17 protein-coding genes and 3 pseudogenes are annotated in these 20,439 nt (G+C 59.8%); 7 read left to right on the forward strand and 13 right to left on the reverse strand.

The features are described from left to right. Positions 1 to 7: 7 nt before the first annotated feature. The 3 genes from P6U28_RS15185 to P6U28_RS15195 all read left to right on the forward strand — a co-directional run bounded on the left by P6U28_RS15185 (position 8) and on the right by P6U28_RS15195 (position 1,533). Entirely contained in the window at positions 8 to 367 is a 360-nt protein-coding gene (locus P6U28_RS15185; protein ID WP_122402984.1) for a hypothetical protein, read from the forward strand. Positions 368 to 667: 300 nt separating this feature from the next. Then, entirely contained in the window at positions 668 to 790 is a 123-nt protein-coding gene (locus P6U28_RS15190; protein WP_407122591.1) for a hypothetical protein, read from the forward strand. Between the two features lie 299 nt (positions 791 to 1,089). Beyond that, positions 1,090 to 1,533, forward strand: a complete 444-nt coding sequence (locus P6U28_RS15195) for a hypothetical protein (protein ID WP_407122593.1) — start codon at positions 1,090 to 1,092, stop codon at positions 1,531 to 1,533. Between the two features lie 572 nt (positions 1,534 to 2,105). Here the strand turns inward: P6U28_RS15195 and P6U28_RS15200 are convergent. Then, positions 2,106 to 4,094 carry a PQQ-dependent sugar dehydrogenase gene (locus tag P6U28_RS15200; RefSeq protein ID WP_407122594.1) on the reverse strand — a complete coding sequence of 663 codons (1,989 nt, stop codon included), beginning with the start codon at positions 4,092 to 4,094 and terminating at the stop codon, positions 2,106 to 2,108. 160 nt (positions 4,095 to 4,254) lie between these two features. After that, a pseudogene (locus P6U28_RS15205) lies at positions 4,255 to 5,235 on the reverse strand (DNA-binding protein); the annotation flags it as partial. 10 nt (positions 5,236 to 5,245) lie between these two features. On the opposite strand from P6U28_RS15205, the gene P6U28_RS15210 reads away from it, so the two are divergent. Then, on the forward strand, positions 5,246 to 5,614 hold the full coding sequence (locus P6U28_RS15210; RefSeq protein ID WP_407122595.1) for a hypothetical protein: 369 nt from the start codon (positions 5,246 to 5,248) through the stop codon (positions 5,612 to 5,614). Positions 5,615 to 6,538: 924 nt separating this feature from the next. On the opposite strand, the gene P6U28_RS15215 is transcribed toward P6U28_RS15210, so the two are convergent. The 4 genes and pseudogenes from P6U28_RS15215 to P6U28_RS15230 form a co-directional block, all read right to left on the reverse strand. Next, entirely contained in the window at positions 6,539 to 7,570 is a 1,032-nt protein-coding gene (locus tag P6U28_RS15215) for an IS110 family transposase (protein ID WP_407122596.1), read from the reverse strand. A gap of 161 nt (positions 7,571 to 7,731) precedes the next feature. Next, positions 7,732 to 8,118: a RidA family protein gene (locus P6U28_RS15220; protein WP_208738534.1), complete on the reverse strand. Its 387-nt coding sequence runs from the start codon at positions 8,116 to 8,118 to the stop codon at positions 7,732 to 7,734. 152 nt (positions 8,119 to 8,270) lie between these two features. Continuing rightward, positions 8,271 to 8,561, reverse strand: a complete 291-nt coding sequence (locus P6U28_RS15225) for a hypothetical protein (RefSeq protein WP_407122598.1) — start codon at positions 8,559 to 8,561, stop codon at positions 8,271 to 8,273. 84 nt (positions 8,562 to 8,645) lie between these two features. Next, positions 8,646 to 8,879, reverse strand: a pseudogene (locus tag P6U28_RS15230) (DUF1109 domain-containing protein); the annotation flags it as partial. Here P6U28_RS15230 and P6U28_RS15235 point away from each other — a divergent pair. Beyond that, positions 8,875 to 9,305 (forward strand): annotated as a pseudogene (locus P6U28_RS15235) (NYN domain-containing protein); the annotation flags it as partial. The pseudogenes P6U28_RS15230 and P6U28_RS15235 sit on opposite strands and share 5 nt — an antisense overlap. A gap of 646 nt (positions 9,306 to 9,951) precedes the next feature. Here P6U28_RS15235 and P6U28_RS15240 read toward each other — a convergent pair. From P6U28_RS15240 to P6U28_RS15255, 4 genes are all read right to left on the reverse strand, one after another. Beyond that, positions 9,952 to 10,293 carry a hypothetical protein gene (locus tag P6U28_RS15240; protein ID WP_407122599.1) on the reverse strand — a complete coding sequence of 114 codons (342 nt, stop codon included), beginning with the start codon at positions 10,291 to 10,293 and terminating at the stop codon, positions 9,952 to 9,954. Between the two features lie 67 nt (positions 10,294 to 10,360). Further along, complete coding sequence (locus P6U28_RS15245) at positions 10,361 to 11,266, reverse strand: FAD:protein FMN transferase (RefSeq protein ID WP_407122601.1); 906 nt, start codon at positions 11,264 to 11,266, stop codon at positions 10,361 to 10,363. Further along, the gene (locus P6U28_RS15250; RefSeq protein ID WP_407122602.1) at positions 11,247 to 11,717 is read right to left on the reverse strand and encodes an FMN-binding protein; all 471 of its coding nucleotides are present in this window, start codon (positions 11,715 to 11,717) and stop codon (positions 11,247 to 11,249) included. The genes P6U28_RS15245 and P6U28_RS15250 overlap by 20 nt, the downstream gene beginning before the upstream one ends. A 58-nt stretch (positions 11,718 to 11,775) precedes the next feature. Further along, positions 11,776 to 13,401: a hypothetical protein gene (locus P6U28_RS15255; protein WP_407122604.1), complete on the reverse strand. Its 1,626-nt coding sequence runs from the start codon at positions 13,399 to 13,401 to the stop codon at positions 11,776 to 11,778. A gap of 433 nt (positions 13,402 to 13,834) precedes the next feature. Here P6U28_RS15255 and P6U28_RS15260 point away from each other — a divergent pair, with 433 nt between their 5' ends. Beyond that, positions 13,835 to 14,251, forward strand: coding sequence for a hypothetical protein (locus P6U28_RS15260; protein WP_407122606.1), 417 nt, complete (start codon positions 13,835 to 13,837; stop codon positions 14,249 to 14,251). A gap of 422 nt (positions 14,252 to 14,673) precedes the next feature. Here P6U28_RS15260 and P6U28_RS15265 read toward each other — a convergent pair whose 3' ends face one another. Then, a complete protein-coding gene (locus P6U28_RS15265; RefSeq protein WP_407122607.1) occupies positions 14,674 to 14,865 on the reverse strand; it encodes a hypothetical protein in 192 nt (63 codons plus the stop codon). Between the two features lie 1,121 nt (positions 14,866 to 15,986). Next, a complete protein-coding gene (locus P6U28_RS15270; protein ID WP_407122609.1) occupies positions 15,987 to 16,319 on the reverse strand; it encodes a hypothetical protein in 333 nt (110 codons plus the stop codon). Positions 16,320 to 17,550: 1,231 nt separating this feature from the next. On the opposite strand from P6U28_RS15270, the gene P6U28_RS15275 reads away from it, so the two are divergent. Next, positions 17,551 to 18,654, forward strand: coding sequence for a cytochrome-c peroxidase (locus P6U28_RS15275; protein ID WP_407122611.1), 1,104 nt, complete (start codon positions 17,551 to 17,553; stop codon positions 18,652 to 18,654). Positions 18,655 to 18,985: 331 nt separating this feature from the next. On the opposite strand, the gene P6U28_RS15280 is transcribed toward P6U28_RS15275, so the two are convergent. Further along, the gene (locus tag P6U28_RS15280; protein ID WP_407122612.1) at positions 18,986 to 20,368 is read right to left on the reverse strand and encodes a hypothetical protein; all 1,383 of its coding nucleotides are present in this window, start codon (positions 20,366 to 20,368) and stop codon (positions 18,986 to 18,988) included. Positions 20,369 to 20,439: the final 71 nt, after the last annotated feature.

The raw sequence follows: 20,439 nt of genomic DNA on the forward strand, positions 1-20,439 counted from the left end.
GAAAGGCATGACCATGCGCAGCATCATGGGCCCCCTCATCATCGCAACCCTCTCCTTCGGGACGCCGACCTTCGTGCAGGCGCAAGGAACATCGTCGCAACCGGGAACAGAATCATCGCCCGCTCAGAGCACCGTCATCCGTCAGATCCAGGTCATCGACATCAAGGACCTGCAACCAGCCGTGCGCTCGAAGGTCGATGAAATCGTCGCACAGACAAGCGATGACGATATTCAGTCGCTCCGGAAAACGATTGATGCAACACCCCAGGCGGCGTCCGCGCTGAAGGCGAAGGGGCTGACTTCGTCGCAGGTCGTTGCGATCAACATTGCCGAAGGTGTCCTGACACTATTTACCAAGACGGCCTGACATTTCCATCGGGAATGACGACGCGCCACTGTGGGGCACGTGACCGCTCCACGGAGCCGTTGGCATGTCCGACCGAGGTTTGCAGCCTTTCGAACGAACCAGCCAGCCGCGACCGAATGGACGCTTGCGCTGATGCCATGCTCCAATTGGTCGCCCGGCATGGCAGCCTGCTTGGCCCCGCAAAGCGAAGACTGGTGGGCGGTCACGGATTCGAACCGCGGACCCTCTCGGTGTAAACGAGGACCCGAGCACAGAAAGCGCTGAAAAAGCAGTAGTTTTGCCACTTCGGAGATCAGAACGATGACCGAACGTGCGCGGAACGAAGCGCGATTTACTATTGAAGCGCTATTGACCGCGAAGACGCGCCTTGCGGCGCCGCTCGCCGATTCAGATTCGCCTCAGGGCAACGGCGTCACCACATAAAGCATAGGCGTTCGCAGCGCCCTCATCGCAGCACCTTCCCACAAACCAAGGAGACCAAGCTCATGATCCGAAAACATCGAATGAAACATAGACTGAAAAGGAAAATAGCAAATGCCACCGCCCAATGTGAAAGGGCGCGGTCACGCCAATGACCACGCCCTTCTAAATTCGCTCTCGCCAGTAAATTCGCTCTCGCCAGAGCATTCACGTCCACAACACCCGACACTTAAGGCCAGCCCTCAGAAATCGCAAGAGGCAGCACAAGCACCAGCCGCAAAAAGTGCGGAGGTGGTGCTGCGATGACAGCGACGCAGAAGCTTCCGCGCCGCTCGCGCACCAAGAAGACCGCCGAGGTCGACGTCACCAAGATAACCAAGCTGATCCGCCTGCTCGCCAGCGACAGGGACGGCGAGGTGCTGGCCACTGTCAGCGCGCTCAAGCGCGCGCTGGCCGCCGTCGGCAAAGACCTCCACGATCTCGCCAATGCCACCGAAACCGGCTTCAAGCCGCCGGCACCACCACCGCACCGCCAAGTGACATGGGGGCCGCCACCACCGCGTCCTGATAATTGGCAGTCAATGGCTTGGTTCGCTTTCCATCGTCGTTTCGACCTGTGCACGGAGGATCGCGGCTTTATCGAAGACTGCTTGCTTGGCACCACCTTCCGGGAAACCGACGACCAGGTCATGACCTGGCATCTGGAGAGATTGCGGAGAATCGTCGCAATCATCCAGGCGAGGTGACCCGCCATGACTATCACCTCAACCCTGCCGGCGCGCATAAGGATGCGCGATGATCCGTGCCGACGCAATCGATCTCACGAGTATCGATCTGGCGCGGTTCGGCATCGTGGCCATCAGCGTCATGAGCAACAACCGTGTCATCCGACACTGGCACGCAAGCCCGTGAGCGCGGCGCCTGAAGCGCCCGCGCGTGCGCACCGGCTCTCAACAGCCTGATCTCTCGAGGAAATACGCGCTTCGGCGCGCGGCGCCGTGGGATTGATGGATCTCCCCCCCGCGGTTGCATCCCCGACCACGGAGACCGGAGTCGTGGAGACAAGGGCGGCGCCTGCGGCGGGCTCTGCCGGGTAGTAATCTCACGAGCGGTGACAAAACGGGACGAATGGGACAAAACCGGGACATGCCCCAGCATGTCCCGAATGTCCCAACCGATGGAGCCTCAACGTGGGTGACGTCGGTTGGGGGGACCGACCGGTGCGATAACATCCCACCACGCAATGGCAATAATTTCAGCTCGTATCGTCTCGAATGTTTTAGTTGAGAGCCGGCGGAAGGTCGCGCCATTTGACCGATCAGAGGGTACGCAGGTAACGGATGATGGCTTGGCGCTCCTTTGCGCTGACTTCACCCGCGAAGTCCATCTTCGTTCCGGGACAAAAGGTGTTTGGTCCTGCAAGGTATTGGTCGAGGCGCTGTTCGGTCCATACGCCTCCCAGCCGGCGCAAACTTAACGAATAATCAGGATAGCTCTCGACCGACGCGACTTGACGGCCGACGATGCCGATCAGATCTGGTCCGATCCGGTTCCCATTGATCAGGTTCGACTGATGGCAGCTGCCACACTTCTCGGCAAAAAGAGCCTCACCTGTAGCGCGCTCCTGCGGACGAAGCGAGATCAACCTCCGATCATCCGTCCATAGTATGAGGCTGCCATCATGGCCCTCGATGAGGTCGCGAATGCGACTTCCGATCGCGATCGGTTCGAGGTATTTGATTTGACCATCGCGTACGCGTGCGCGAAACAGTGTCGTCGCTTTAAGCGAGGCGATCAAAAGATCGCCCTGCCACTGCGAAAACAATCCGCGCTCCACCGCGACCAGGTTAGAAACTCCGATCGAGGGGACCCAAGAAAAGACGGGAGCCTCATAGCCCTCCTGCTCCCCTTCAGGCTCGTTGAGGGGCCATGAGAACGACCCATAATCCGTTCCATAGGTAACATATGGCCAGCCGTAATTTGCGCCCTTGACTAGCCGATTGAGTTCGTCGCCGCCTTGCGGACCATGCTCCGTCGCCCATATCGTCCCAGACCGATCGACGTAGAGGCCCTGCGGATTCCTGTGACCCGACGTGAAAAGTGTGGAGCGGCCATCAGCGATGTTGATGGCCACCGTTTTACCATACGAAGCTGTCGGGTCCTGCGCATAAGCATGAACCGAGGCAAGCCCGTCAAAACCGAAATCACCTATGGCCAACAGTAGCGCTTCCGCATTGAGGAGGGCCAGCCGGCCTCCACCAAAATAACCGACAAACGGAATGCCGCGCCGGCGGTGTTCGCCACGCACTGGCAGACAGGGTGTGGTTTCGTAGAGAGTTCTCCATACGAGACCAGCTTCGCCGCGGAAAATTGCGGCGCGGTTCGACTCAAGCACTGAGACCCGCTCGGTCCAACATTCTTGAGCGACGTTCCAATAAGCGTGCGAGACGAAGATGCGGGTGCTGGCTCCAACCTCCTGAACTAGTAAGCCATACGTTCGGAACCATTCGGTATTGAGAACCTCATTCCCGGTCTCCCGTCTTTGGGCCTCTTCTGCCACCCACTTGGAGCCATCGGTCCAGGGACGTCCGGCAGCAGCGGAGAACGCCGCGCCGTTGATGGGCACCCGGTACGGGAGCGTCTCAATGGTCGGCTGGCCACTTTCCCAGTTAAAGACGTGAAGATGACCGTCTCCAGTCAAGAGGAGATAACGATCGCCAATCCGGGCCAGCGCGCCCCCGTGCACCGCGGATTTCGGGAGAACTGTCGGATAAATATGAACATCCAGATTATAGAACTCGGTTTTGATCAACGTCGACGTGTCCGACACCTCGGTAAATCGCGTCGCGAACGAAGTGGTTGCTGCCACGGCCACGACCCCGCCAAGGAAGGGAGCCAACCAGAGACCCGACCTTCCGACCAAGTACGGCGCCGGAACAAGCAGTAAAGCTGACATGAAGACGCCAAGCGTAATGGCGCGGGAATAATCGGTTTTGGTGAGCAAAAATCCCAGGAATATTGCACCGAAAATAGCCATGGTTGAAACGATGGCCCATCCCAAACCCCATCCACGCAATGAATGGCGGAGCGGGATAGTACAAGCGGCGCTTAGGACAAAGGCCGCGACTAAAGCGCCAAAAGGGTGCGTTTGGGTCGCGGGCAGCCGCCACAATGCGACGCCGAAATTCAAGTGCGGAAACACCAAAAGCACAGCGGTCGAAAGGGCGTACCACAACAACAGATAGCGCCATGACGGTCGTTCGCGCTTACTGTACGTTACTTTGCGGACCCCAAATGCCAATTCCATAGTACTCCTGAGTAATCATTTTGGCGTCGCAAGCACCTCACCACCGCCACTGGAGGAGGTTTGAAGATGCCAAGACAAATTAAATCCGACACCCATTTAATTTTCAATAGATAATTACATTTAATATCGATGGTATTATAGTATGCTTGGGCGTGCCCCTTCAGCCTTCCGATCTCCCACCAAGACGAGCTATCGTCTCGCCGGCCTCGGAAAATCGTCGCGCGAGGCCACAGGCGGCATGTGCCAAGCAAAGCCTTGCGGTCTCCTGATCCTCCTGGTCGGCGAGGAATTCGGGCAGCGAGCCCGCATCGCCCTCCTGCTCCACTGGCGCCGCATCGGGATCGACGAGACGCAGCGGCTCCGGCAACCAGCCCGAGCCATCCAGAAGGCGCTCGGCCTCCTTGGCCATGTCGGCCTTCTTCAGATGGTCGATCAGTTGCGCCGACGACTCGCCCTTGGCTTCTCGCACCGCCTCCAGAATTCGGGGTTTGGTGATCCGGCCGAGATAGTTATCGACGGTTGGTCGCCAGCCAGCCTGAACCATGTCGAGTCCGATCGCGCGCGCCAGCACATCAGCCTGGTCGAGACGGCTGCGGACACCGTGAGCGGAGATGCGCCCCTGATTGTAGCGATTGGCCGGCTCATAGACCGCGTTGACGGCAAATGATGCACAGTGGGCGAACAATGATGCCTGTGCACTACCATCAAGATCCGTCAGCGCATCCCAGAGATCGTTCTCGCTTTTGGGCAACCGCGCCTTCCAGGACTCATGTCGCGCCTCGACAGCTTTGGCCGAGACGCTTTCCCTCAGCCCCGGAGCTTGAGCTGGAAAGTTCGGCGTGCGAAGGCTGATCTCAAGACAGCTTCCGGACGATGCGAACCGGTAAAAGGCTGTCAGCACGAAGTTATGCAGCACCGCCTGAAACGCGACCGCAGGATTTTCTGCCAGCGTATCCCGCAATGCCAGCGTACGATGCGCTGTCAGCTCGGTGATGAGACGGTCCGGCAGAGGCTTGGCCACGTCCTCATTATCCTCTTCGGCATCAGGAGCGCCACCTGCGACTGAGATGATCGTACGCTGGACCGACGTGCTAGGCTCCTGCCCTTCGGTCAACGATGCATCGGCGCCCTGCCCGACATCAGACACAGGAGTGGCCGCCGGCGCCAACGCATACAGCGCCTCCCGCGCCGGATACGGCAGCTACACCACGCCCAGCGGCCGCACCGGCACCTTCTACAGTCCGACGGCAGCGGCCATCGCTCAAAGCAATGCGGCGGCGCAGAATGAAGCAATGATTTCTGCCACTATCGAGACAGGCCACCGCAACATGGCCGTGCTCGAGCAGGCTGTGATCAAGGACAATACGCTTCTGCCCGGCGAATGGTACGGAGGCCAACTGCACCTTGCGCCGCCGACCGATCAGGGCGGAGCTCAAAAGAGCTCCACAATAGTGATCACCGTTGGGCCTGACCGCCATGTCATATTGACATCGTTCAGGGGCCGCCGGGAGTTTAGCTGATGCGACGTTACTCGCCGAAAGCTACGCCGATCTGACCGTCCTTTCGCCAAACAATATGGCAGCGCCAAGAAGTGCCATCCGAGGCTATCGCGAGCACGAAGCTGTCAGGAATCGCTCCGCTTCCGCGGCGCTCTCCAGCTGCGCCGCCGTCCGGAGATAAGTGCGAGCGATGATGGTCAGTGTTTGGCGACGGGCCGCCGTTACCGCGAGTTCAGCCAGTTGTTCTGCCTCGGCAGCCTTGTCGCGGTATCGCTTTGCTTCAGCAATGCATTGATCCGATCGTCCTGCCGAAGCAAGTTCGCCGGTTATTAGGCATACACGACCCCGGCCTTCGGAGGTGGTAATTGCGCTGCTAGTAAGTGAGGTCGAAAGCAAGGCTGTGATCTTCGGAGGTGTTACGCAGGCGAACCTGCCGCAGGATCTTAAAAACTCGCGCCGATCATCTTCTTCTGGAGAGGACATTGCGGCTCCTATGATTTTTTCGAAATGTTTTTTAGTTGATTAGAGAGTTAAGCAGTTCAAACAAGAAATGTAACTATATCCTGTGTCGTATCGGAGACCCGCCGCCGCGGGCAGTGAAATCTTGACGAGGTCCGGTGCTGGTCAATCGCGTTGGTTCTGCGCGATCAGGCCCGCGTCCGGCTTACCCCTCATTGCCGACATCAAGACGCCCGAGCGAATGGCAAGAAGAATCTTCACCCTGCAGGATTGGTCGGAGCAGCCATGTGTTCGGCCTTTTCGCGCGGTACACGTGACCGCTGGCCATAATGCCCTCCGCGGATCAGGTCCCGGTCGAACGCACGCATTCGAGATGCCATGGCCCATGTGGGTTGTCCTGATCGCCGGATCGACCGGCACTGCATTACGTGCTGTTCGTCCTTCCCAACCGTTACGTCACGCCGGATATGCTCGACGCGATCTCGTTTAGGCCGCCAGCGCGGCCGGCTCCTGGTAGCGTTCGTTCCTCGCCATCATCGCCCAAGCCATCCTGGCGAGCTTGTTGGCAAGCGCGATGGCCGCGATCTTGGTGGGCCGCCGGGCCAACAAGCGCGTGAGCCATGGCCGATGATCGGTGCCATGGATCTTGGCGTAGCGGATCACAGGGAGCGCGCCAGCCGTGAACAGGCTACGCAAATAGCGATCGCCCTGCTTGCTGATGCTGCCAAGCTTGTCTTTGCCCCCGCTCGAGCTCTGCTTTGGCACGAGACCAACCCAGGCCGAGAAATCCCGTCCGGATCGGAAGGCTTTAGCATCGGCAATGCTGGCGACCAGCGCTGTTGCCAGCGCCGGACCGACGCCAGGGATCGCGTCCAGCCGCTTGCTCGTCGTGTTTGATCGATGCCAGGCGATGATGCGGCGGTCGAACTCCAGGATCTGAGCCTTCAGCGCGCGCAATTGACCGCCAAGAGCAGCAAGGCACATCCGGGCGACCTCCGGGACTCGGTCTTCGGCTTTATCGGCGACGACTTCCAGCAGTTGCTCGACGCCTCGCCGCCCAACAGGTGCGACAATCCCGAACTCGGCAAGATAGGCGCGGATCGAGTTGATGATCGCGGTCTGCTGGCGGATGAAGAGGTGGCGCGCTCGGTGAAGCATCAGACAGCTCTGTCGCTCGACTGTCTTGGTTGGCACGAACCGCATGTTGGGCCTCGTCACCGCTTCACAGATCGCCTCCGCGTCCGTAGCGTCGTTCTTCTGCCGCTTGACGTAGGGCTTCACATAGGCCCGAGGCATCAATCGCACCGTATGCCCCAACGCCTGCAGTTCACGGGACCAATGGTGCGATGATGCGCAAGCTTCGATCCCCACCAGGCATGGCGGCAAATTCTGGAAAAACGCCAAGACGTGGCGGTGCCTCAACTGACGGCGTACGACCACCTGGCCGGCTGCATCAACGCCGTGCACTTGGAAGACCGACTTCGCAATATCAAGGCCAATCGTCGAAATTGACTGCATAGGCTGCTCCTCCGAATCGTGGGAGCCTCAAAACGGCACCCACTCCTTCTCTCGTGCCGGTGGAGGAGCCGTCCACAGCATCAAGAGCAGAAGTCGAGCCCAGCTCCTCAATTGGCCGATCTAGACCAAGAGCGAATTTCCCAAGCTACGCCGGCCCTTGCCTATTCCACCACGCAATCCGCCTCGACCTCGACGAGCCAATCGGGATCAATGAAGCCAGACACCTGAACAAACGTGCATGCTGGTCGAATGTCACGAAAGAACTCACCATGCGCGCGAGCAGCATCGCGCCAACGGCCGATATTCGTTAGCATGATCCGCGTCCGAATGATGTTCGCCATTGTCGCGCCCGCTTCAGTGACAGCCTTGTCAATGATTTCAAGACAGCGGAACGTTTGCGCATGAACATCGCCTAGTGCCGCAGTGCCACCCGTCGCTAAGATCGGCGCAGTCCCAGAAACGGCGACGAATTGACCGACTCGTACCGCGCGGCTGAAGCCGATCTCAGGCTCAAGATACGATCCCGACGAAATGTGTTTTCTTACCAAGCCGGCCTCCATTAGACTGAAGAGCATACAGTAGGCGTTCTCATCGATGTCGCAGTCTGGTCACGAACGATGGCCCATCCTAGCCGAAGCAGTCTCGGCGATGGGCCCAAGCAGACATACTACGGGCCAATCAGCGACGGCGGTCGCGGAAACTAGCGGGATTTGGGTCCACCCTGATAGCGCCAGGAGGATTCACCGGCCATCGGAGGGGTTGCGGACTGATACACCAACGTTCCGCGATCATAGGCGAACGCCGAATATGGACTGCGCTGCGGGACGGTGGTTCTGGCTTGCGCGGTTTGCTTGGCCTCGTCTGGCCAATAGCTTCTGTCGGAAATCGTCGAACCCGCCTGGGCGCTGGCGGAGAACGCCGCCAGAAGCGTGATTGCGAGAAGGCTTTTCGTCAACATAGTCCCGGCTCCATCATCTTTGCTGAAACGCATGCGTTGCGCTTCTAATGAGGAGTTCGGAGCCAATCGTCCGGCGGTTACAAGCTCACGCCGACGTGAGAGGCACCGATCCGTTAGTTACCAGCGCAGGAGCCGCGGCCCCAGGATTGCGCCCGCGAGCGTGCACAGCACGATCGTGCCGCCATACCAGAGCGCGACGAAGGGCAGCGAGTCGTCGGTGCAGTGAAGCGCATAGCCGATCGCACTCACACCACCTGCGACAAGCCCGCTGAACGCGCCTGTGCGCACCAGGTTGGTCGGAGCCGCCTGCCGCACCGCCCAGATAACGACCGCAAACGGAACGACGGCGATGAACTACACCGCAATAATTGAGGATCCTCCTCGCTCCGGCCTCTGGTCGACTGGCTGGACTACAACGGATACACGGTCGTGACCAAGGCCACGAAGGAGTTTGTCGACTCCTCCGGACGTCGCAAGGCGAAGGGCAACATGGATATCGAGCTCGCGGTCGACGCAATGAGCCTTGCCGAGCAAATCGACGAAATGGTGCTGTTTTCCGGGGACGGCAACTTCCGCTCTCTGGTCGAGGCGGTGCAGCGCCGCGCCGTGCGGGTGACCGTGGTCTCGACCATTTCCAGTCAGCCGCCGATGATGGCCGACGAACTTCGGCGACAAGCCGATCTCTTCATCGACCTTATGGAGTTGCGATCAAAAGTCGGCAGGGACCTCTCGGAGCGGCCACCCTCGCGTGAGCGCGCCGTCCCGCGAACCGCATGACCCCTGTCGGAACTCGTGACGCAGGACGCGAGCCCATGACGACAGCTTTTGGATGGGTCGCCGACTCACTGTTTGGGGGCCGGCTGGCTCGCTTTCGGGGGCAGGACGACAGCACCACGATGATCGTTGGTGGGCGCTCTTTGCCGATCGCCATCACCTTTCATTCGCCCATCGAACAAGAACGGCCGCGTTCCATTTGCGCCTGCAGGGGGGCGAGTTTGCGCTTGTCCGGACTCGGCGTCTTGCGCCTTGGCTGCAGTCGACGCCAGCACTAATACGTCATATGGCTCCTCTTGCAGTGCGAGACCAACGTGCGCCGATACGACTTTGCCTGCATCACCGTTGGGGAAAAACTGGTCTTAAGAGTGGCGGCTACCTGCTCCGACTTCCGGTTCTGGCTATATTGTTGCGGGTAAATCACGCAGCCATCGTGGCCTGGCCATGGAGCTCCATCTCCGGGTGCACGGTTCGTGGCTATCCCAGGACATACCCGGAGCACATTAGTGGATATCGCCATTCTTCAATTCCATGTCGGCTCGATTCGTCTGACGTGAGCTGATTGCAACCAGAGAGCGTCTTCGCGGACGCTGCACTGACCGGGTAATCGGCCATCGCTGGCGCAACGCACTGCTCGACGAAGATTTTTTCACCGTGGCTCGTGCCGACCCAGCCAGACGTGAACTGGAAGCATCAGCGACAGGGAAAATCCGGCGCCAAGGTGGATCCAGCTCGTCCAAGGCCGAACTGCGTCCGATCCGAGATAATAGAGCCCGAACGCGGTCACGATGAGCACGGCGTTAAATGCCGCCATCACCAATCCTGAAACACGGTTCTTGCGGGTCCGCCATGCCCGCAAAACGTGTACGGGAATCAGCGCTCCCAGAAGTAGCAGCGCCAGCATCGCGACACCGCCGTGCACCATCAGCATGGTGGCTGCGAACTGCTGCCAGATTTCGGCACCGGCGACATCCTTCTGCCAGTCGGCCACGAGCCAGCCAGCACCAGTTGCGAACAGGATCGCGACAACAGCGTAAATTGAATAGCGAAACGGTGGTCTAAGCTGCAAGATGCACCGCGTGATGCCACTCGGAGGTGATCTGAACGTCGCCGAGGGCGGAGATCAGTAAAGCGCTTGCCCTGTAATGCTCCAACAGCTCGCCGGCATCAGTGCCCGCGAGCATCACAATCTTTGTCAAGGCGTCCGCCACCATACAAGAGGGTGCACGAACCGTGACGCCATCGATCGAATCGACCAGCCGATCGGTCGAGGGGTCGATGACCGCCGGCCCGCGGGTCTCGGTTTCCCCGAACAAATCGACCCGCCGCGCGGTCGACGCCAGCGCTTCATCGGCGACATCGATACGGCAGATTGATCGGCTTGGATTGCGAGGATTCCGGATGTGGACCGTGCGCGGGTCCGGTCCGAATGCCCGGAGGTCGCCCCCGGCATTCACCAAGCCGCTCGCTATATCAAAGCAGCGCAGCGCGTCCGTCGCGCGGTCAACGGCAAAGCCCTTCGCAATTCCACCAAGATCGATGCTCACGTCGGCAGACCGAAAGCGGACCGCTTGCTCCGGAAGCAGCTCGATCGCATCGACGAATCGTGCCTTTCGCGAGATCGACGGACCGCTTCGCACCGAAGGCAGCAATCCCATCACCACCGGTGCAACGGTGACGTCAAAAGCGCCGCGAGACCGGCGATTCATCTCAAGTGCCGTTTCAAGCACCTCAAAAGTCCAGGTATGCACTCTCGTAGGCCGGATGCTGGCTTCCCGGTTGAGGCGGCTGACGTCACTCTCCGGCTCATGAAAGCTCATCAGCCGATGCACCATGGCGACGGCATCGAATGCGGCGCTGATGGCAGCATCCATCTCGGTTCGAGAGGTGGCCGCGACCTCGATCTCAACAAAAGTGCCGAGAAGCGGTCTGGCCCGGCGGATGTTATCTGACGCGACTGCCATAGGCCCCCAAAATCCTCTTCACGCCTTCCGTGACATGGGTCGATGAGAGCGTTGCGCCCGCGATATTCCTGATATCGCCATTGATCTTCAGTGCACTGGCGCTGGTCTTGCCGACAAATTGCGCCAGCCAGCTCGGGCTCCTGATTTCACCGCCATAGGATTCGCGATATTCGAGGATTTCCACCTTGTGGACAGCACCACTCGGTGTCAGAGCCACCGCATAATCAATGAAGAGATGTTTTCCGACGACCCGATCGAACACGAAGAAGCCGACAGCCTTGCCCCCCGCCTCGGCCTTCCAGACGCGTCCTGTCTGGACCTCGGAGAAGTGCGTTGCCGACGGGAATGCTTCCTTCTGAGCCTCCTCAATCGAGAGGTACCGAACGGCATAGGCGGGAGAAGCGCTCGACACGATCGCCGCGGCCGGCAGGGAATAGCGAACCCATGTCATGACTCGCGGGTCTCCTGTCTGTCGCTGTTCGCACAAGGCGTAACCTGAACATCAATCATTAGAAGAAGAATCCGACACCACCAAGGAACGAATCGGAAAGTGCGCCGGTAACGCTCTTGTCGATCACCCGCTGATACGTTGCCTTCAGCACGACCTTCGGGGACGGAAACACGGCAAAACCGGCTGTGTGATACTGCCGCTGCCCCTGACCGGTCGGCAGATTGTCATCGGTCCCGGCGAAGCCGCTGGTCTGGAGGTTCTGATACGTGTAGCGGTAGAACGGCACTGCCTCCCACTCGCTGTTGAGGACAGTCCCCAGCGGGACATGATAGGCAATCTCGCCGGAGTAACCGTACATCGACTTGCCGACATTGTTGGTCGGATCCGAGTCCTTGTTGGCGCGCAGATTTTCCGGCCGCCCGAACTGGGCGCGGACATATTCACCGCGAAGCTCGAGACCCGTGTTGGGCACCCTGTAGCGGAATTCTGCGTCGAACATCGTTAGGCTCGACCTCCCTAGGAAGTTGCCGAAATCGTCATGCGCGCCGCGCGGCGTTGTGTTCGGCGAGTAGTAGGCGCTGACACTGCCGGCGAAGCCAGGCCAAAATGTCGGCGTGAAATCAAGCCGGCCAGAGACGGCCGTAGCGTTGTTCAATTGCTGGAAGTCGCCCAGCGGCGGCCGGGAGAATCCAAGACCATTCACGCCGTCGATGCCTGCGGCGTCTGGCGTGCCGGGGAGAGGCACCGTCTTGGCTTCCGTCCGATTGTCGAAGGAGTCGCCAAAATCCTCATTGCTGGTGCTGACCATCACCTGATATTTGAGGTCCTCGGTGATAGTCCCGTAGACGCTGGTGGATGGGACCTTCCAGGTCGACGGAATGATGCCGTTGTAGAGCTCGGGCCGGTTAACGCTGTAGAACTGCGTGGGTTCGTGATGTTGATTGATGTAGCCGATCGGCACGAGGTCAACGCCTGGCGAACGCCAGTTGAATTGGTCGATGATTTTGAAGTCGACCCAGATTTGCTCGATCTCGGCAGTACCGTGCAGCTTGTCATCGTTGTCAAACCCTGCACCCGCGTGCTCGAATTCGATTTCCGCGTTGAAGATGATGTTCGGCGTGATCGCATAGGTGGGCAGGAGGACGAATCGGTGCGCGTCAAAACCCTTCTGCCACTGGCCGCCGGCAGCCGGGTTTTGCACGGCGCCAAATTTGATCTCGCCGTATGCTCCGACACTGAGACCCGGCACCGGAGAATCTGCCAGACCCAGAATGGGCTTGTCCGGCGAGGGCGGCAAAGGCGGCAGAGTAGCAAAGTCCTTCGATTTCGAAGTGCCGGGCTTCTCGGACGACTGTGGGTCAGGCATGGCTTGCGCATTCTTCTCGGCGGATGACGCGGCAGCGTTAGCTTTTCTGACCGAGGTAGATTTTGCGGCCGGCGTCTCGCCTGCATTGAGCACCGTGCGATCCTGCTTCTGCTTCAACTCGGCCTCGAGCTGCTGGATGCGCTGCTCCATCTTGTCCAGCTTCTTCAGCAAAGCGTCGTTCGCATCGCCGCCCGCTGCCAAGGCGCCACGGCAGCTCATGATCGATAGCGCAGTCGCCGCAAGCAGCACGGATCGCCGGGCGTAACGACGGTATTGGAATTTTGCTGAAGCCAACCCCGTGCAGCGTTTCATCGACATACAGGCCCCCAATCTGCGGAAGCAAAAATCCGCGTCATATGGGCGCACCTAACACCGTCTAAAAAGACTTTTGGGAGAATTTGGCAATCGATGTGCGGCTGCCGAGCTAGAATAGCTCTATTTTAGAATTAGAATAAGAATAAAGCTGAATGGTAAATCCTCCAGCATAGATTGTGCGTTGCTGCCTTCGGGCCGCCGCTTGAAGATGTTCCTCCATGATCCGCCGTATACGCTCAGTAGATGACGCTCTCGATGCGCCGCTGCAGTTGCAGATGTGCGTCCGAATAATGGTCCTTTAGGGCCGGATCGCGCGGGTGCGCGTCGATTAACGATACCTGCGGGTCGACCCCCGAGAAGTGACGCGGTGGCCGACGTAAAGCGCCTCTTCGATGCTGTGCGTGACCATGACCATGCCGGTCTTCTTCCATAGATCATGAAGAAGCTGCTGCATCCGGCGACGGAGACTCACGTTAAGGGGGACGTGAATATCACTTTCAATCCCATAAAGACCGCAAAGATTATCGTGGACACGGTTGTAGAAGCCAACGCACCGTGGTCGGCAATTATTCGCAGAGGGCAACACTTGCGGCTGATCGACAGCCATGGGCACAAGTGGTCAATACTCTTGACGAGCACCATGGCGCTGGCCGCGCAGAACGTTAGGGACGATCCTGGGCAGACCTGGTTTCACATCGACCCACGCACTTGCGAGATGCTCGGACGCCTCGATAGCAGCCGACGGTCCTATCGCTGGCTGTTCAATGCGCAGCACAGCCTCATTTTCCCCTGCTGCTGCGCTATCGCCCTGCGTGGGACGCAATCGTATGGCTGTTGTCACTGCTGGGAATGATCGTGTCACAATCTTCGCCAGCCAATGACTATGCCGCTGATTGAGGCGTTAGCCCGAAGTCCTCTTCGTGACACGGCTTTGGTGCGCGCGCGACGATGCGCCGAAGATCACCGTCAAACCCCGATCCTGCTGTCGCCTCGATGGTGCCGCTGTGCACGTTGCCGCCGCCAATAGCTTCAAAGCGGATCGATTTCGCGCCTTTGCAACGCGTCGATGAATTCGGGTAGGTGGGTCGGGAGCTTAACCGCGAGGCTGCGCACGCCTACCTCGCCAGGAAACGCAGATGACCGGTACAAGCAAGTCCCGCGACGCGAGGCGTCAGGCACCGCAGAAGGTGCGAGCCTCGGAGCCGCCGCTAGCGTTTCACTGTGCCACTTCATGCTTTGCGGGCTGTGCGATGCTTTGTGGCCGCGCGAATACGCTCACTTACCCTTACCCTTACCCTTATCGTTACCATGCTGGCCGCCCTTGCGCTCACCCTTGTGGGCGCCCTTGTGGCCGCCAGCACCGGGCCCGCTCCCAGACTTGTCGCCCTTGGCGAGGATCACATTTGGCTCCGAGAAGCCTTGGTCGCCACTTCCTGCGGTGCCGCCGGGAGCGATTTGACCTGGCATGATGGCAACGCCAGCAGCTCCCAATTTAGAGTCTCCAACTGGCGCCCGTCCGGCCGTAAACGCCATTACTGTCGTTGGCGCACAAAAAATGATCGTCAGTACCAAAATCGTTCTTCGCATGGCACCCTCCTCTGGAAAACTGATGGGAAACTCCGAATTCACCCCTAAGTTCCCGACACTCAAGGCTCGCACATGATCGCGCCGATCTCCACGCCGACCCCCTTATCTGCGGGCCTCCCGAGGCAGAGGTTGCCCGGTCCAGGCGAGACGGTCTCGCTAAGCCCGAGAGCAGACTTGATCATTGAGGATGCCAGCAATGGGTCCAAAGGCGGCAGTCGTCCCTGCCCTGCTCCAGTCCCTTATGGGCAATCGCGATTCGAGATTTTGGTCGGTTCTGCCGCCCGGTCCGCTGGGCGCGTCTGCACCGACGACTGTTCCCAAATGTGCTGGGAGCTCTTATACGCCGGTTGCGACAACGGTAGGTCGTTGACATGATTGGAAGTCTGTCGCGCGCCATGGAAACTACCCTCATACTGCCTCAGATGACAGTGTTACCGAAGCGTTCCTGAATTGGACGCCGGGAGTCCGAGCAAGCCGCTCGCGAACGCCCTCCAGAGCGCCGTAGCGAGCGGCTTGCGGTGATTCGGCGAAGCAACCTGTTGGGATTAGATACCGAGCACGAAGCTTGGACCGATAGTGTGGTTTCTGTGCAGCTGGCCTTTGATCGCCAATTCTTCACCAATTGCTGCACCGTACGCCGCTGATGGCCGCTGAACCGACCGGGCGCATGCGCTTGCACGGGAGAGAAGATCGACCGCGGACAAGTGCGGAGGCGCGGTGAGCCATTCCTCGATGATGGGAATGTAGGGGTCGAGCATCGATGGCCGACGTGGCACAGGCTTGCGCCGCACATAGCGACGCCGATGAATGCCCCGCTCCTCACTCTATTTCCAACGCTCGCCGAGCTCCGGGCAAAGGCCGCCAAGTCGCTTTGCACCGGCGCGACAGTCATCGCTGGCTTTCCAGCCCGCTGATCAACGCGCTTGCCCAGCTCATTTTGAGCGTCCCGCATCTATGCCAGCAATGCCACCGGATCAAGCATCCGGTAAATCTAACGCAGCCTACGTTTGAACGCCATTGAGATCCGGGTCGACCAATGCTGTTTCGTACGGCGTAGCGGGAGGAAGATAGCGCTTAATCACCTTGGCACCTTCGCGGTGCTTTTCGTTCAGCTTAAACGAGGGCTGGAAGAAATTGACGTGCAGCCGTGCCGCGTCAAACAGACGAGCTAATGAGCGAGCGCCATCAATGCCTTCAAAGCGCCGTAGCCCACCACGCGGCGAACGATAGCACCGTTCTTCTGGTTCAACGGACGCTTGATCGTTCTTCTTGTAGGCCCTGGAACGGGTGACTTCGACACGTGAGAGCGGAAACGACACGACCATGTCGTTCATGAAGGCGCTGTCGTTGTCAAAATCGAGGCCGCAAACGGGCCAGGGAAATTGTTCTGCGCGCGCTCGAGAGCCTCGACCACAAGAGCTGCTTCACTCACGACGAGCGGAAAGCATTCGGCTGCCGAAACAGCCTGTCGTCGGAGGGGCGCGGTTCTCTGCTTTTTGTGGCGACATTGACTCGGACGGGATCGGCGTGTCCCCGTGACGATAGCTATTTGGCTGACGAACGATTGCCCGATGGACTTCCGTCAAACCGCCATCCGGAACTGCCGCCGCATTGCCTCACTAAAAATACTACGGGACAACTTCCCTGTCGTGTCTGGGCGGAGCTGCCGAATCAGTTCGGCGGCGGCTATCGCAGGGAAGATCAGCATGCGCGCGAAGCGCGAGATCACATCAGCGCTGGCGAGCGTTATCGGGCGAGCGGGCGGCTCGACAAGGCACGGATTCTGGACGAGCTGTGCGCCCTTGCGGGATGGCGTCGCAAGCACGCGATCCGAGCACTGTCAGTGGACGGGGCATCGGGATCGGCTGTGCCGCGGCGGCGGGGCCGGACGTACGGAGCTTCCATTCGCATGGCACTGATTGTGCTATGGACGCCTCTGATCGGCTCTGCCGTAAGCGGCTCGTCGCGATGATCCCGTTCTTGCTTTCGGCTCTTGCACGCCACGGCCGATTGAAGCTTTCTGCCGCAGAGCGGTCGGAAGGTGAGCGCGGCGACGAACGATCGCCTGCTGAGCGACGCAAAGATCGCAGCAGCCGGAGGACGCCGACGGCGGCCTCCAGTGCCGTACGGCGGCAAGTCCCGGTGCGTACATTCAATGAGTGGGAATCACCTCGGCCGGGGTACTGCGAAGCGGATCTGGTTGCGCAACGGCGGCATGTCCGTATCCGGCGCCTTCATTCAGACGAAAACAATCGTGGATATCGCAACGGGGTGGGTGTCCAGACCACGCTATTTCGCGTGCGCGCATTTCTCCGACATTCCTGCTACCATCCATCAGATCTGCGCCGGCGCGCCGTGGAGGAAGAGAACTGTGCCGTGGAGGAAGAGAACTGTCATGGGACTTCCTCGAACGCTTCGGCCGTCGCCCGCCATGCCCGTTCTCCATCGGCTCTGGGTTCCATCAGTGCAGGCTATCGGCAATTGTGCGAGCTGCTATGGACGCCGAGGTGGTGGAACCAATTACGGTACCGGGCTTTGCTGCCCAGGCATCAGGGGGACGGACGAATGGACGCAAGTTCGACATTCCGTTCTATATGGAGCGCGGCGGCGTGGATCGCGGCTGGCTCGGTAGCGAGCCTTTTCGCATTAAGTTTGGCCGTGAACGGCGCGACAGAAGATTCCCGATTGCTGGCCGACGCACAGCAGGCATTTAAGCCGTTGCCTAGGGACATGGCGACGCCGGAGTTCCCGGCCGCGCCCGAGCGCGTCGAACTGGGTCGTATGCTCTTCTTCGACTCCCGTGTTTCGGTAGATGGCACGGCGAGCTGCGTTCGCTGTCACGAGCCGTATCTTTATGGGACCGATGGGCTGAAGAGACCTCACGGCGCGCGCGACGCGATCAACCCGCGCAATGCGCCAACCGTACTTAACGCTGCCCTGCAGTTTAACGCACATTGGCGCGGCGATCGGAAAAGCGTCGAGGACCAGGCAACACAAGCGTTGATTGGTCCGACAAGTTTCGGCAATCCCGACTATGACTCCGCGATGAGAAACATAAAGGCGATTCCCGGCTATTCGGAGATGTTCGCCAAGGCATTCCCGGGCGAGCAGGATCCCGTGACGCCGGAGAATTGGGGCAAGGCAATCGGCAGCTACGAGCGCACGCTGGCTACTCCCTCTCGCTTCGATCAGTATCTTTCTGGCGACGCTCAGGCTCTCTCAAGCGCCGAACAGCGCGGGTTGAGAACGTTCCTGGAGACTGGCTGCGCAGCCTGTCACAACGGCCCGGGCGTCGGGGGCAGCATGTTCCAGAAATTTGGGGTTGTGGAAGATTATTGGAAGGAAACCGGAAGCACCGAGATCGACAAGGGCCGCTTCGACGTCACCCATGATGACGCTGACATGTACGTGTTCAAAGTGCCCAGCCTGCGCAATGTTGCAATGACTCCGCCTTATTTCCACGACGGAGCGATCAACACCCTGCCAGAAGCCGTGGGTATTATGGCCAAGGTGCAGCTGGGAAAGGATCTTGCTCTGCAAGATGTTGCGGACATAGTAGCATTTCTGGGAAGCCTCACCGGCCAGTTACCGGATAGTTTTCGCGAAGTGCCTGTGCTGCCCGCTAGCGCTTTCGAAGCGCGGCATCAAACGACCGGACAGAGACGGTGAGCACTGAGCGCGCGAACGCTTGGCTCGATCCGCCAGGCCACCCCCGCGAGAGTAAGCCGTGATTCGAACGATTTTGAGCATGCTGATTTTGATCAGCTGCGTCGGGAGCGCAGCCTGTCAACCTCAGCATAGCAAAGGGTCGAGCGATGCAATTCGCGGCGAGGGTCCGGTTCGGAGCGCTTGTGAGGCTGAGATCGAGAAGTTCTGCCGTGGCGAAGAGCGAGCTGGCCGCTGTCTGCGGGACCAAGACCTGAGTTGTCAGAAGGGTGCAAGGCCGCATTGGCCAGGCGGGGGTCGCAGTCGCGTGACACCAATTAGTCGAAACCATTCCTCAGGTCTTCGGACCGTCCCTATCACCACGCTCAGGTTTCCGCCTGCGCCCAATGCCACGTCCGTGGCGAGGCGCTGTTTCCCTCCCGGCCGACGCAGCGTCCCCCTCGCCCGTCTGCTCGCTGGGCGATCGTTGCCCCATTTCGTTGCCCTGTGGCCGTTCGGCAGGTTCGCTGGAAGCTTTCGAGGTCGGGTCGGCAACAACACGCAGGACGATCACCGAAACAAAACCGCTGAGCACGCCCGCGATCAGATTCGGCACCAGCTTGACGGCGGGAAAGAGGTAAATCTCTGCCCGCGCACCGAGCAGCAGTACGACGACAAATTCGGTCGCGGTGCGGGCGATGGCCGCGAAGAAGCCAAGCACGCAATAGCCGAGCGCCCACGGTGGCCATCGCCGCACCATCGGCTCGCCGATGTCAATGACGAGCCCAGGTGCGACGTGCTTGAATATTTCCAGAACGCCGAACCGCCCGTCGCCCTGAAGGAAACCGATAACGCCCATAATCGAACCCGCCGCAGTCGCACCCCACCGGGACTGCGTCAGGCGCGCGGCAAGAACATACAGCGGAAACAAGAGAAACGTCTTGTGCCCCGACGCGAACGGTAGACCCGGCAGGATCTTGAGCATCTTGAGTGACGCCATGCACAGGGCGAGTCCCGCAATGACGGCGACATCATGAGCAAATTGACGCTCAACCCGCGGATGGACATCGGAAACGTCATGGGTTTCCGCAAGCGCAATGTTCTGTCGGATGATGTCGGCAAACGCGCCAATATCGCCTCGCAAGACCTGCCGCAAAAATGCAAAAACTCCGGGCCTGGATGTGCGGCCGCGTGCGCCGCCCCGCCCGCGCCCGGTGCCGTGCGTGCCTTCGAGCAGAGCGAGAGTCCGGTCGAGCGCCACTACGAACAGGGGCGGTAATCCGAATGCATGCAGGCCATCAATCAGGTCACGGCCGCTCCCTGTCAGGCGCACGACGGCCGATGCCAACAGGATAGTCACGATCTGCAGACACATGAGCACCGCCTTCTCAAGCCCGCTCATGTTGATCGTAAGTGGCCAGCCAATCCACGGAACGGGCCATTCCGTCAGCACCTCGTTTGCAGAAGGGCTCTCGGGCGGCAGCAGGGCATACATGCCAATCAGGAAGACGAACAGCCACTTAAGCCGCCAGGCCATGCGTGTGACATCTCGCAGGCCAACTCGGCAGGCCAGGAGAATGATGGCCTGGATTCCCGCAAGGCCGGGAATGACAAACCAGCGCGCCGGCGCGGTCAGCGAGAGCGCCGGCACAGCGAACGCAACAACTGTCACCGCGAGAAGGTACAAGACCTTCAACACGGCGGTTCTGACAGGGTTGTCGCGCTGTATCTCGGTCACGCCGGACCACCCCTCTGCCGATCCCGCGATGTCGATCGACGACCGGCTGGATCACGCTTGATCGGGATCGC

Source organism: Bradyrhizobium sp. STM 3561, from assembly GCF_045571455.1.
GTDB lineage: Bacteria > Pseudomonadota > Alphaproteobacteria > Rhizobiales > Xanthobacteraceae > Bradyrhizobium > Bradyrhizobium vignae.

Excerpts from the sequence above, each read along its gene's own strand:
- P6U28_RS15185 (WP_122402984.1), top strand. The coding sequence starts at position 8 with ATGACCATGCGCAGCATCATGGGCCCCCTCATCATCGCAACCCTCTCC.
- P6U28_RS15190 (WP_407122591.1), top strand. The coding sequence starts at position 668 with ATGACCGAACGTGCGCGGAACGAAGCGCGATTTACTATTGAAGCGCTA.
- P6U28_RS15195 (WP_407122593.1), top strand. The coding sequence starts at position 1,090 with ATGACAGCGACGCAGAAGCTTCCGCGCCGCTCGCGCACCAAGAAGACC.
- P6U28_RS15200 (WP_407122594.1), bottom strand. The coding sequence starts at position 4,094 with ATGGAATTGGCATTTGGGGTCCGCAAAGTAACGTACAGTAAGCGCGAA.
- P6U28_RS15215 (WP_407122596.1), bottom strand. The coding sequence starts at position 7,570 with ATGCAGTCAATTTCGACGATTGGCCTTGATATTGCGAAGTCGGTCTTC.
- P6U28_RS15225 (WP_407122598.1), bottom strand. The coding sequence starts at position 8,561 with ATGCGTTTCAGCAAAGATGATGGAGCCGGGACTATGTTGACGAAAAGC.
- P6U28_RS15245 (WP_407122601.1), bottom strand. The coding sequence starts at position 11,266 with ATGGCAGTCGCGTCAGATAACATCCGCCGGGCCAGACCGCTTCTCGGC.
- P6U28_RS15250 (WP_407122602.1), bottom strand. The coding sequence starts at position 11,717 with ATGACATGGGTTCGCTATTCCCTGCCGGCCGCGGCGATCGTGTCGAGC.
- P6U28_RS15255 (WP_407122604.1), bottom strand. The coding sequence starts at position 13,401 with ATGTCGATGAAACGCTGCACGGGGTTGGCTTCAGCAAAATTCCAATAC.
- P6U28_RS15260 (WP_407122606.1), top strand. The coding sequence starts at position 13,835 with ATGAAGAAGCTGCTGCATCCGGCGACGGAGACTCACGTTAAGGGGGAC.
- P6U28_RS15265 (WP_407122607.1), bottom strand. The coding sequence starts at position 14,865 with ATGCCAGGTCAAATCGCTCCCGGCGGCACCGCAGGAAGTGGCGACCAA.
- P6U28_RS15270 (WP_407122609.1), bottom strand. The coding sequence starts at position 16,319 with ATGAACGACATGGTCGTGTCGTTTCCGCTCTCACGTGTCGAAGTCACC.
- P6U28_RS15275 (WP_407122611.1), top strand. The coding sequence starts at position 17,551 with ATGGACGCAAGTTCGACATTCCGTTCTATATGGAGCGCGGCGGCGTGG.